Genomic DNA, 12,758 nt, shown 5'->3' with positions numbered 1-12,758 from the left:
CGGCACCGGAGATGCCGCCACCCGCTCCGACCGGACCGCCCGCCCCTGGAACAGAGGCGTCAGTCATCCGACCTCAGCTCCCGTACGCCTTGGCCGCGTCGGACTCCAACTTGGCCTGCACGCCGGCCACATCGGACGGCTTGGCGAGGAAGACCTGAAGGTCCTTCCACTCTCCCTGGCCCTTGGTGCCGCCGAAGGCCGCCGGCGCCTGGTCCGACATGTCGAACCGGAAGTCGTCACCGGAGCCGATCAGCGCCTGGGCGATGGTGCGTTCGGTCGCGTCCGGGTACGCCGAGAACGGCAGCGCCTTGTTCGGCGAGAGGTAACCGCCGCTGGACGCCCAGATCTTGGCCGCGTCGGTGGACGCCACATACGTGAGCAGCGCCTGGGCGCCGGCGTTGTCCTTCAGCGCCACACCGACGTCGCCGCCGCTGACCACCGGCGCCTTGCCGTTGCCGACCGCCGGGAACGGGAACACCTTCGCGTCCGTGCCGACCTTCGCCTTGGTGTTGGCGGAGATGAACGACGCGACGAAGTCGGCCTCGTAGACCATGGCGGCCTTCGGCGGGTTGCCGCTGAACACCTGGGTGACCGACTTCGGGAAGTCGTTGGCGAGCGCGGTGGACGTGCCGCCGGCGACCAGGTCCTTGTTCCCGAAGAGCTGGGCGAGCGTGGTCAGCGCGGTCTTCACCGACGGGTCGGTCCACTTGATCTTGTGCGCGGTGAGCGCGTCGTACTTCGCCGGACCGGCCTGCGAGAGGTAGATGTTCTCGAACCAGTCGGTGAGGGTCCAGCCGTCCGCGCCGCCGATCGACACCGCCGGGGTGCCGGACTCGTAGACGGTCTCGGCGGTCTTCAGGAAGTCCGCCCAGGTCTTCGGCACGGTCGCGCCCGCGTTGCTGAAGGCGCTGGAGTTGTACCAGATCAGCGACTTGTTGGCGACCTTGGCGTAGACGCCGTACTGCTTGCCCTTCCAAGCGCCCAGGTCCTGCCAGCCCTTGGAGTAGTTCTTGCTCAACTGCGCCTGCGCGCCCGGGCCGAGCGGTTTGAGCCAGCCCTTGTCGGCGAACTGGTGCAGCACGCCCGGCTGGGCGAGGAACGCGACGTCCGGCGGCTGGCCGCCCTCGATCTTCGTGCCGAGGAAGGTCGACTGGCTGTCACCGGTCGGTACGAAGGTGGACTTCGCGCCGGTGAGCTTGTCGAACTGGTCCAGGACCTTCTGGAACGCCTTCTGTTCGGGGCCGGTCCACACGGCCGCGACTTCGAGCTTCTGGCCGTGCAGGTCGGGCAGTTTCAGTTCGCTTCCGTCGCTCCCGCTCCCCGTGGAGGACGCCGACGACGTGTTCTTGGCATCGTCCTTCTTGCCGCTGCCCCCGCCGCACGCCGCGGTGGTGAGCGCAAGCGCCGACACCGCCACCGCGGCGAGCGCTATGCGCGTAGTGCTCCGTCGTGCGTGCTTGGTGTGTGTGCGCTTTAAGGTACGCATGTCGTCATCCCCTCAGTCCCGTGGCGACTGTCCTACGCCCGTCGCGACAGCGCTCGCAAGGTCTTACGCGGGCTTGCGGGGGTCATTGTGACTATGCCGTGATCTTGGATCAAACCCTTCGGGGGCAGGTACGGACGGACCGTCAGGTCCGGGCGGAAAGCCGTGCGGAACCACTCGGTGAACGTGTCGGCGCGGGCCTCGGCGAACGCCGGAACGGGGCCCTGGCAAGGGATTTGGCCGAAGTTGCGGCGCCGCGCCCGGCCGCGCCGTGTCCGATCCGCACGGCGCCGTGTCCGCGCCGCGCCCCTGCGGCGCTGCCTTCCGCGCCGCGCCGCCTTCCGGGCCCGGCCGCCTCCCCGCCCTAGATCCGCGGCTGGATCAGCGCGGCCGGCGCGGTGGCGGCGGCCGCCTGGCGCGCGCCGCGCGGCGCGGGCTCCTCCGGCGGCGTCTCGGCGGCGCGTTGCAGCGCGCTGGCCAGCAGCGCCAAGTCGGTCGGCCCGTTGCCGAGTTCGCGGACCTGGCGGCGCGCCGGCGGATCACCCATCCGCTCCCACTCCAGCGGCACCACGGTCGGCCGCAGCGTCGCGGTACGCGGGATGCGCGCGCTGACCCGGGCGGCCTGGAACGGCGTCACCGCGCCGCCGGGGCGCCGTAGATAGCCGCGCCCGGGCACGGCGTCGTCCAGCCCGGCCGGGTCCTCGACGTGCACCAGCAGGGCCGCCGACTCCGGGTCCGCGGTCCGCAGCGCTATCCGCAGCCGGGCCCGTTCGTCGGTGTCGGTGCCCGCGGTGCGTTCGGGGCGGCCGGTCGCGGCGAAGAGGTGCACGCCGAGCCGTTCGCCGTCCCGCGCCACCGCTTCCAGCGCCCGTACCACGCTGCCCGCGGACGGCCGTCCGGGACTGCCGAGGCCCGGCGCCACGAGCGCGTCGAAGTCGTCCACGACGACGACCAGGCGCGGGAGTACGGGCACGGGCCGCGCGGCGGCACCCGGCCCGGAGCCGACCGAAGCGGAACCGGCGGAGCCGGCGGAACCAGGAGAACGGGCCGAACCCGCGGCACCGGCCGAACTTGCGGCACCGGCCGAACCGGCGGCCGAACCCCCCGCACCCGTCGCGGAGTCGGCCGAGCCCTGACCTCCCCTGCGCCCGCCCTGATGCGGCACCATCCCCGTCATCGCGCCCCTGCTGTGCCACGCCGCGAAGTCCTCGCCGCCGAGCACCTCGGCCCGCCGCTTCAGCTCCGCGCTCAGCGCCTGCGCGAACTCCCGCATCCGCACCGGGTCCGTGGCCACCAGATGCGTGGAGACGTGCGGCAGGTCGGCGCAGGAGGCCAACCCCTCACCGCGCTCCGCCCCGGCCCCGTCCACCAGTACCAACGCCAGCCGCTCCGGCCGGTCCGCCGCCGCCAGCGCGGCCACCAGCGAACGCAGCAGCTCCGTCTTCCCCGCGCCGGGCGCGCCCCCGACGATCGCGTGCGGCCCCTCGGCCACCAGGTCGACGGCCACCCGGCCGCCCGCCCCCACCCCGATCACCGCGGCCGCACCCCCGGCCGTCCCGGGCGCCTCGCCCCACCGCGCCGCGATCCGGGCGGGCGTCGCGATCGCGAGGTCGAGTTCGTCCAGCAGCCGAACGGTGGCCGGCAGCACATGCCGTGACGGTACGTCCACCGATCCGGCGTCGGCCTCCCGCAGCGGTGCGAGCGCCCGCGCGAAGTGCTCGGCCCACACCGCGGACACCGCGTCCAGCACTATCGTGCCGTCCACCGGCGCCGCCGGGTACGTGCCCGCACCCGCCCCCGCGCCGTACGTCCCCGGGGCCGCCTCCAACCGCAGCGTGGTCGCCACGTCGCCCGACACGTGGGCCACCACGCCGCCCTGGACGGCGGGGCGTTCACCGGTCTCGGCGAGGCACAGCACATGGATGCCGGCCGACGGTCCGGCCGTCGATATGCGGGTCAGGGCGTCGCGCAGGGCCGCGGAACCTGGGTCGCCGTCGAGGACGAGAAGCGTGTACGGGCCGTCGTGGCGGGCCGCGGCGGCGGTGACGGCGGACTCCGGCGCGGTCGCCCACCCGGGCCCGAGCGGGCCGGACTCCAGCCGCCGGACCAGCTCGGAGGTGCGGGCCTCGGCCTGGTCGCGGTCGAAGGCGAGCAGCAGCCGGCAGTCCTGGCCGTGCGCGGGCCGCAGGTGCGGCAGCCAGTTCAGCCAGGACCACTCCTCGGTGCGCTCGTCCGCGCCCCGGGTGCGGTCCGCGCTGACCAGCACCACCTCCAGCACGGCGGGGGAGTGCAGCGCGCACAACTGCGCGAGCACCGCCCTGGCCAGCCCGGCCAGCCGCGGCCGGGGACCGGCCAGGGTCAGCGCCGAGGTGGCGGGGGCCCGCAGGTCCACGGTGTACGGGGCGCCGCGCAGCAGTCCGGTGCCGTCCGGCGCCGGGAGGTCGGCGGTGCCGAGGCGTACGGTCAGCGCGTCCGGGTGGGTGGGAGCGCGCTCCCACAGCCGGCGGCCCGGGCCGAGCGCGGTCAGCAGGACCGCCGCCGGGTCGGGCCAGCGCTCGCGCAGTGCCTCCGCGGCGGCGGGGTCGTCCGCGGCCGTCTCGGGCCCGGCGTCGTCGGGCGCCTGGCGACCGCCGGCCAGCCGCCTGGCCCACGCTCCTATGACCCCGACGACCCCGGCGCGCGGGGGCTCGTCGAGGTCGCGGCGGTTCCGCTCGCCGGTGGCGCGCCGGGAGCTGTCCACGGCGGGTGGCTCGGCGGGCGGCCACGCCGCGCCCCCGAGAGTCTCCGGGCCGCGGTCGTGGGCGCTGTGGCCGCTGTGGTCACTGTGACCGCCAGCGCCGCCGTCACCGGCGAAGCCGCCGTAGCCCCCGTGGCCGTCGCCGTCGGCGCCGCCGGGAACGGCGTCACCGTCCGGCGCCCCCCGGCCGGCACCGGTCGGAGCACCGTGCGGACCGTCGCCGCGGACTTCTTCGTACGGCCCCGGTCCTGCGGTCGGCCGCCCGGCGCGGGCCGAACCCCGGGTCCCCGGCTCCGCGCCGCTCTCCGGCCCGCCGTCCCCGCCGCGCGGCGCCACCCGCAGGTGCCCCTCGCTGTCCACGGCGGTCGACAGCGGCGGGGGAGCGGCCGGGCGGGCCCGGGTGAGGCGGAGCGTGGACTCGCCGATCCGCAGCAGTTCGCCGGGCGGGAACGGCAGCGGGTGGGTGCCGACCGGGCGGCCGGACAGCGTGGTGCCGTTGGTCGAGCCGAGGTCGGCGACGGTGACTGTGCCGTCAGCGCCGACCGCGATCTCGCAGTGCAGCCGTGACACGTCGGGGTCGTCGAGCGGCACGTCCGCGTCGGCGGAGCGGCCGACACCTGCCTGCCCGCCCTGGAGCAAGTGCACGCCGCCCGCGTCGGGACCGCCCACCACATGCAGCGTGGCGAGGTCGGCGGGCGGCCTGCCGTACTGCCCGAAGCGGCCGTACTGGCCGTGGTCGCCTTGTTGCTCGGCAGGGGCGTGCAGGGAGATCAGCGCGCCGTCCACGAGGGGCGGGACGCCGAGGACCGCGGTGGGGGCGAGCCGGCCGGTGCCCGCGTACAGCACCACGGAGCTGCCCGAGGAGCGGCCGCCGGGCTGGGCGGAGCCGGCCGCCGAGGCCAGGGCGCCCGCGACGGTGCTCAGCGCGGTGCCCGCGGGAGCGGTGACGAGCACGTCACAGCCGCGGGCTGCCCGGCCGCTGCCGCGCGGCCCGAGGACGGTCAGCCGGATCTGCATCTCGTCCGCGGTCCCTTCTCCCCGTGGCCCGGGTACGCGCAGGGAAGATGCTCCCCGCCCGCGCCCGCACCTCGACGTACACCTACGCGGTCACGCGCGCAGTGGCTCGACGGACGCGCGTACGCGGTGACTTGACCCCTGCATCCTCCCACCCCTCGGTGACAGTTCGCCCCCGCCCCGACGATCTTGGCTCCCCGGGGTGCGGTTGGTGCGGCCGGGGGCCGCAGGCCCTGCCCCCTGCGGTGGGTGCGCCGGACCATCGGCCGGTGGGTGGCTGGTCGCGCAGTTCCCCGCGCCCCTGGGGGGTGAGCGTTTTCCGCGATGGTGAGCCACAGCGGGGGGCTCGGGGTACGGCGCGGCTTGCTGTGGCGTGCTGGGGCCGCAGGCCCTGCCCCCTGCGGTGGGTGCGCCGGACCATCGGCCGGTGAGTGGCTGGTCGCGCAGTTCTCCCCCAGAGCTTCGCCTGGGAGGTACCCCCACGCGCCCCTGGGGGGTGAGCGTCTTTCGTGGTGGTGAGCCACAGCTGGGGGCGCAACCGTTGGGGCGCGGCGCAGCGTCTACCTGGGAATCCGGCACCCGGCGGCGGCAGGCTCTACGCTGGGCCGGACCGGGAAAGACCATCACGCAGCAGGGAGCGCATGACGTGCGGCCGGTAGGCAGCAAATACCTTCTGGAGGAACCGCTCGGACGCGGCGCCACCGGGACCGTCTGGCGTGCCCGCGTGCGCGAGGACGAGGGCACCCTGGTCGCGGTCAAGGTGCTCAAGGAGGAACTGGCCGGCGACCCGGACGTGGTGATGCGCTTCCTGCGCGAGCGCTCCGCCCTGCTGCGGCTGCGGCACCCGCACATCGTCCGGGTCCGTGACCTCGTGGTCGAGGGCGACCTGCTCGCGCTGGTCATGGACCTGATCGACGGCCCCGACCTGCACCGCTACCTGCGGGAGAACGGCCCGTTCAGCCCGATCGGCACCGCCCTGCTGACCGCGGCCGTCGCGGACGCGCTCGCCGCCAGCCACGCCGACGGCATCGTGCACCGCGACCTCAAGCCCGCCAACGTGCTGCTCGCCACCACCACCGGCGAGGACGGCGCCGAGCGGATGCACCCGATGCTGACCGACTTCGGCATCGCCCGGCTGGCCGACTCCCCGGGGGTGACCCGTACCCAGGAGTTCGTGGGCACCCCGGCCTATGTCGCCCCGGAGTCCGCGCAGGGCCGCCCGCAGACCTCGGCGGTCGACGTGTACGGCGCCGGCGTGCTGATGTACGAGCTGGTCACCGGGCGTGCGCCCTTCCGCGGCGACTCCGCGCTGGAGGTGCTGCACGCCCACATGACCGACCAGGCCGAGCGCCCCGGCAACGTGCCGGAACCGCTGTGGACCGTGATCGAGCGCTGCCTGCGCAAGAACCCCGACCAGCGGCCCAGCGCGGAGAACCTGGCGCGGGGGCTGCGGGTGGTCGCCGCGGGCGTGGGGGTGCACGCCAGCCCGGCGCAGGCCGAGGCGGCACTCGGCGTGGGCGCGCTGCTCGGCCCCGAGGCCGACCCGGCGCTGGTGCCGGGCACCGGTGACCCCGCGGCCGCCGGAGCCTTCGGCGACGCCGAACCCACCCAGGTGCTGCCGGCCGGCAGCTCGGCGTACGACCCGAACGCGACGACCGGAGTGCTCGACGCGGACCGCTACCGCGGGGCCGTGGACGCCGCCGATGCCGCGAACGCCGCTGACGCCGCGGGTGCGGCCGGCGCCGCCGACGGCACCCGTGTCCTGCCCGCCTCCGAGGCGCAGGGTCCGCCGCAGGCCCAGGGCCCGCACCCGTGGGAGTCCCAGCTCAGCGCCGCCCGCCACCGCAACGAGCAGACCGAGGTCCGCCAGGTCCCGCCGGAGATGGACCCGCTCTACCGCCGCCCGGTGCGCAGGGCGCAGCAGCAGCCCCCGCAGCAGTCGCAACCCCCGCAGCAGTACGGCGCCCGGCCGTACCCCCAGCAGGGCAACCCGGGACAGGCCGGCCCGTACGGCTACCCGCAGCAGCAGCCCCAGCAGCAGCGGCCCCAGCCTCAGCAGCAGCGTTACCAGCCGCCGCCGCAGAACTACGAGCCCCAGCGGTACGAACCGCAGCGCCCGCCCGCGCCCGCGGCGCCCGCGCGGGGGCACGAGCCACGCGAGCCGCGGCGCAGCGCGAACCCGATGAAGATCCCGGGCCTGGGCTGCCTGAAGGGCTGCCTGATGGTGATCCTCGTGCTCGTGGTCATCTTCGTCGTGGTCTGGTACACCACGCCGCTGCCCGACTGGGTGAACAGCACCCGCAACCTGTGGGACGCGACGTCGAGTTGGGTCAACACCGCCTGGGACAAGATCTCCGCGATCACCGGCGACTCCGGTGGCGGCTCCGGCAGCAACTGACCGTTCCGGAAGCCCGCCGCACCCCGTCGCGCCGCACCCGTCCCGCCGCACCCCGTCCCGGCTCGGCTCGGCTCGGCCTGACCCGGCCTCACCCTGCCCATCCCGGCCCGACCTTGCCCGTCCCGAGGGTGCCCCGCCGCACCCTCGGGACGGCCCGCATCCACCCGATTCGCCTCCTGGGTTGGGGATTTGTCGACTTCCAGAGGGTGATTTCTCCGGCAGAACACCTCCTCACCGGCCGGGGGCGTCCCGAACAGCCGTCGAGCCGCGTAGCTTTGTCGCCAACACGAGCCATCACGCGGTGCCCCACGGCGTCCCGGTCCCACCCGACGCCCCCGACACTCGGCAACGCGGCGGACCGTCGGAGGAGTCGGAGCAGCCTTGGCCAGGAAGATCGGCAGCCGGTACACCGCCCACCAGGTGCTGGGGCGCGGTTCGGCGGGCACCGTGTGGCTCGGCGAGGGACCCGAAGGCCCGGTCGCCATCAAGCTGCTGCGCGAGGACCTCGCCTCCGACCAGGACCTGGTGGGCCGGTTCGTGCAGGAGCGCACCGCGCTGCTGTCGCTGGACGACCCGCACATCGTCGGCATCCGCGACCTCGTGGTCGACGGCACCGACCTCGCCCTGGTGATGGAACTGGTGCGCGGCACCGATCTGCGCTCCCGGCTGGAGCGCGAGCGCCGCCTGCTGCCCGAGGCGGCCGTCGCGATCGCCTCCGACGTCGCCGACGGCCTGGCCGCCGCCCACGCGGGCGGTGTCGTGCACCGGGACGTCAAGCCCGAGAACGTGCTGCTCGACTCGGCCGCGATCCCCGGCCCCGGCGGCGCGCCGCCCGCGCTGCTCACCGACTTCGGCATCGCCCGCCTCGTGGACACCCCGCGCCGCACCCGCGCGACCCGGATCATCGGCACCCCCGACTACCTCGCCCCCGAGATCATCGAGGGCCTGCCGCCGCGCGCGTCCGTCGACATCTACGCCCTGGCCACCGTGCTCTACGAACTGCTGGCCGGCTTCACGCCGTTCGGCGGCGGCCACCCCGGCGCCGTACTGCGCCGGCACGTCACCGAGACCGTGCAGCCGCTGCCCGGAGTGCCCGAGGAGCTGTGGCAGATCCTCGCGCAGTGCCTGGCCAAGGCGCCCGCGTCCCGGCTGAAGGCGAGCGAACTGGGCGCGCGGCTGCGGGAGTTGCTGCCGGACCTGGCCGGGCTGCCGGCGCTGGACGTGGCCGCGCCCGGCGCGGAGGGCGAGCCGGAGCGGGCCGGCGGGGTGTACGACGACGCGGACGAGCCGGTGGGCAGTGCCGGCTTCGGCGCCGACCCCGACCAGGGCCTGGGCCGGCCCGGCGACGACCCCGGGGGCCGCCCGGCGCGGGACCGCAGGCGCGGCGCCGTGCCGCTGGTGCGCGGGGCCGCCCCGGACTCCAGCCGCGACACCCACACCAGCATCAAGCTGCCCACCGCCGAGGAGCTGGCGGGCTTCGGGGCCGAGGCCGCACGCTCCGGGCGCCCGGGCCGGGCCGGCCAGGCCGACGGCGCGGGCGCCGCGACGGGTCCGGCCGGCAGCGCGGGAGGCGGCGGCGGGAGCGGCGCGGGACGCGGTCGCGCCTCCGCGGCCGACCGCCCGGCCAGCCCCCGGCACCGCTCGGTCTCCGACGCCGTGCGCCAGCGGCGGATCAAGCTCGCGGCAGCCGCCGCGGCCGCGCTCGCCGTCGCCGGGCTCGGCGGCTGGGGCATCGCCTCGGCCGGCTCCCCCGACCACGGCGGCCACCCGGGCCCAGGCGGCACCTCCCGCGACGACAAGGGCCCCTCGACCGACTCAGGCTCCGGCTCCGACACGGCCCACGGCGCCAACGCCGGCCACGGCACCCCGGCCGCCCCCACCGGGGGCGCCGACTCCCCGCAGGGCCGCACCGGCGCCCCGGTCGACCTGCCGAAGTGGTCCGCCTTCCGCGACGCGCCCGCCGCCGGGGTGCGGCTCACCGGCGGCCCGCGCACGCTCGTCGTCGGCGGCGACACGTACGTCTTCGCCCGCGGCACCGACAAGAACGTCTGGTACGTGGTCCGGGACGGCTCGGGCTACGGCGCCTGGCACAGGCTCACCGGTATAAGCGTCGACGCCGACCCGGCCGTGGTGTCCGCCGGGCCCGGGTCGATCGACCTGTTCGCCCTCGGCACCGACGGCCTGCTCTACCGCCGGACCCTGACCGGCGGCTACTGGAAGCCCTGGCTCCAGGTCGACGAGCGCACCCACTTCGACGCGGCGCCCGCGGCCGCCTCCTCCGCGCCCGGCCGGATCGACCTGGTCGGGCGGGTCGGCGGCGACCTCGTCACCGCCTCCCTGGTCGACGGCCGCTGGAACGCCTGGGCGCTGGTCCCGACGGCCGGCCGGATCACGTACGCGCCCGCGCTGGTCTCCTCCGCCCGCGGCACCCTGGACGCGTTCGTCGTACGCAAGGCGGACGGCGCGGTGCTCCGGCTGTCGTTCTCCGACGGCGCGTGGCGGCCCGCCAAGGTGCTCGCCCACCTCACGGGCGACGTGCGCCCGGACGCGCTGGCCACCGGCGGCCACCTCTACGTGTTCGCCGCCGCCGCCATGATCGACGCGGCGAACGCCGCGAGCGCGAGCGGCGCCGAGCCGGCCGGTGATCTGCTGCTGCCGCACGGCGCCTCCGGACCGATCGGCGCGAGCGCCTCCGCCCACACGCTCGACCTCTACGTGGTGACCGCCCAGGGCCGGCTGTCCCGCGCGACGGCCGCCGCATGACCGCCCCGCGACCGAAAACCGCCCATCACCCGACCAGCCGGTAGGCTGGACCCCGTGGCGATCGTCGACGTTTCCGAAGAACTGAAGTCTCTCTCCTCCACCATGGGGTCGATCGAGGCCGTGCTCGACCTCGACCGGATGCGGGGGGACATCGCCGCGCTCGAGGAGCAGGCCGCGGTGCCCTCGCTCTGGGACGACCCGGAGAACGCGCAGAAGGTCACCAGCCGGCTCTCGCACCTCCAGGCGGAGCTGCGCAAGGTCGAGACATTGCGCGGCCGGATCGACGACCTCGCGGTGCTCTTCGAACTCGCCGAGGCCGAGGACGACGCCGACACCCGCACCGAGGCCGAGTCCGAGATGGAGCAGGTCCGCAAGGCGCTGGACGAGATGGAGGTCCGCACCCTGCTCTCCGGCGAGTACGACGCCCGTGAGGCGCTGGTCAACATCCGCGCCGAGGCCGGCGGTGTCGACGCGGCCGACTTCGCCGAGCAGCTCCAGCGGATGTACCTGCGCTGGGCCGAGCGGCACGGCTACCCCACCGAGGTCTACGAGACGTCGTACGCGGAGGAGGCCGGCATCAAGTCGACCACCTTCACCGTCAAGGTCCCCTACGCCTACGGCACCCTCTCCGTCGAGCAGGGCACCCACCGCATGGTCCGCATCTCGCCCTTCGACAACCAGGGCCGCCGGCAGACCTCCTTCGCCGGCGTCGAGGTGCTGCCCGTCGTCGAGCAGTCCGACCACGTCGAGATCGACGAGTCCGAACTGCGCGTCGACGTCTACCGCGCGTCCGGCCCCGGCGGCCAGGGCGTCAACACCACGGACTCCGCGGTCCGCATCACCCACCTGCCGACCGGCATCGTGGTCTCCTGCCAGAACGAGCGCTCGCAGATCCAGAACAAGGCGAGCGCGATGAACGTCCTCCAGGCCAAGCTGCTCGAACGGCGCCGCCAGGAGGAGCAGGCCCTGATGGACTCGCTCGGCAAGAGCGACGGCGGCAACTCCTGGGGCAACCAGATGCGTTCGTACGTCCTGCACCCGTACCAGATGGTGAAGGACCTGCGCACCGAGCACGAGGTCGGCAACCCGCAGGGCGTTCTCGACGGCGACATCGACGGGTTCATCGAGGCGGGCATCCGCTGGCGCAAGTCCCGCGAGAAGGCCGACGCGTAACGGCTTGCGGGCAACGGCAGTTGCGTCTCCCGTGTCACAGTGCTGTACGGAACTGACGGGCACAGGCGGGCAATTCGCCCAAGGTGTGCGTAACGACCTTGACGGTGCTGGGCAAAGTCGCAAGGGTGTTGCGCGGCATGCGCATGTTTATGAGGTGTGAGCGTTTGGGGGCGGGCGCATCCGGGCCCCAGTGGCACCGCACTCCGCATGGCTGCGCATCCCTAAGCAGACATCTGATGGGGGTACTTGAGACATGACCAAGCGCAACACACGGCTGCGCGTCACTCGCATAGCCGCAGCGGCCGTGATCGCGGCCGGCGCCTCCCTGACGGCCGTGGGCGCGGCCCAGGCGGCCTCCCAGCCCAGCAGCACCCCGAGCGTGAAGCCGGCCAGCTCGCTGGATCTCATCGGTGGCATCACCAGCGGCGTGACCAACGGTGGCATCACCAGTGGGGTGACCAACGGTGGCACCACCGGTGGTGACACGACCACTTCGGGTGGCGACACCACGTCCGGTGGCGACACCACCTCGGGTGGGGACACCACGTCCGGCGGCGACACCACGTCGGGTGGGGACACCACCTCGGGCGGCGACACGACCACGATCGGGGGTGACACCACCTCGGGCGGGGACACCACGTCCGGTGGCGACACCACCTCCGGTGGGGACACCACCTCGGGCGGCGACACGACCACGTCCGGTGGTGACACGACCACTTCGGGTGGCGACACCACGTCCGGTGGCGACACCACGTCCGGTGGGGACACCACGACCGGCGGCGACACCACCACCTCGGGCGGCAACACCGGTGGCAACGCCGGCGGTACCGGCTCGACCGGTGGCGGCAACTCCGGTGGCTCCTCCAGCACCGGGGGCAGCTCCAGCAGCGGCGGTTCGTCCACCTCCGGCGGTGGCTCGTCCACCTCGGGCGGCAACGACAACACCTGCACCCTGACCGGCGACAGCGTCGACTGCGGCAACAACGCCAGCACCGACAACCAGCAGGTCCAGCAGGGCAAGACCACCTCGCAGCTCGCCGAGACCGGCTCCAGCGGCACCACCTTCATGATCATCGGTGCCGCGACCCTGATCGCGGGCGGTGTCGGCTTCCGGCTGACCCCGCGCCTGATCAACCGCGGCGGCGGCGACGGCGCCGCGGCCTGACGGTCGCAGCAGCACGAACAGGCGG

5 protein-coding genes and 1 pseudogene are annotated in these 12,758 nt (G+C 74.7%); 4 read left to right on the top strand and 2 right to left on the bottom strand.

Going from position 1 to position 12,758, the window contains the following annotated elements; all coding sequences use genetic code 11:
* Positions 1-73: 73 nt before the first annotated feature.
* Both ACIPAE_RS06625 and ACIPAE_RS06620 read right to left on the bottom strand, forming a co-directional pair.
* Complete coding sequence (locus ACIPAE_RS06625) at positions 74-1,486, bottom strand: ABC transporter substrate-binding protein (RefSeq protein WP_402443266.1); 1,413 nt, start codon at positions 1,484-1,486, stop codon at positions 74-76.
* Between the two features lie 361 nt (positions 1,487-1,847).
* Positions 1,848-5,237, bottom strand: a complete 3,390-nt coding sequence (locus tag ACIPAE_RS06620; RefSeq protein WP_402443264.1) for an FtsK/SpoIIIE domain-containing protein — start codon at positions 5,235-5,237, stop codon at positions 1,848-1,850.
* 643 nt (positions 5,238-5,880) lie between these two features.
* On the opposite strand from ACIPAE_RS06620, the gene ACIPAE_RS06615 reads away from it, so the two are divergent.
* The 4 genes and pseudogenes from ACIPAE_RS06615 to ACIPAE_RS06600 all read left to right on the top strand — a co-directional run bounded on the left by ACIPAE_RS06615 (position 5,881) and on the right by ACIPAE_RS06600 (position 12,733).
* Positions 5,881-7,632 (top strand): serine/threonine-protein kinase, encoded by a 1,752-nt coding sequence (locus ACIPAE_RS06615; protein WP_402443262.1) that lies wholly within the window; start codon positions 5,881-5,883, stop codon positions 7,630-7,632.
* A 381-nt stretch (positions 7,633-8,013) separates the two neighbouring features.
* Positions 8,014-9,339: pseudogene (locus ACIPAE_RS06610) on the top strand (serine/threonine-protein kinase); the annotation flags it as partial.
* Positions 9,340-10,449: 1,110 nt separating this feature from the next.
* On the top strand, positions 10,450-11,568 hold the full coding sequence (prfB, locus tag ACIPAE_RS06605; protein WP_329369039.1) for a peptide chain release factor 2: 1,119 nt from the start codon (positions 10,450-10,452) through the stop codon (positions 11,566-11,568).
* Between the two features lie 253 nt (positions 11,569-11,821).
* Positions 11,822-12,733 carry a hypothetical protein gene (locus tag ACIPAE_RS06600; RefSeq protein ID WP_402443261.1) on the top strand — a complete coding sequence of 304 codons (912 nt, stop codon included), beginning with the start codon at positions 11,822-11,824 and terminating at the stop codon, positions 12,731-12,733.
* The last annotated feature ends 25 nt before the right edge of the window (positions 12,734-12,758 follow it).

It is taken from the genome of Streptomyces sp. NPDC087270 (genome assembly GCF_044744625.1).
In the GTDB taxonomy this organism is placed as follows: Bacteria; Actinomycetota; Actinomycetes; order Streptomycetales; family Streptomycetaceae; genus Actinacidiphila.
This window is presented reverse-complemented; position numbering and strand designations above follow the sequence as displayed.

What these genes read in the sequence shown, in the direction of transcription:
- ACIPAE_RS06625 (WP_402443266.1), bottom strand. Translation starts at nt 1,486, where the DNA reads ATGCGTACCTTAAAGCGCACACACACCAAGCACGCACGACGGAGCACT.
- ACIPAE_RS06620 (WP_402443264.1), bottom strand. Translation starts at nt 5,237, where the DNA reads ATGCAGATCCGGCTGACCGTCCTCGGGCCGCGCGGCAGCGGCCGGGCA.
- ACIPAE_RS06600 (WP_402443261.1), top strand. Translation starts at nt 11,822, where the DNA reads ATGACCAAGCGCAACACACGGCTGCGCGTCACTCGCATAGCCGCAGCG.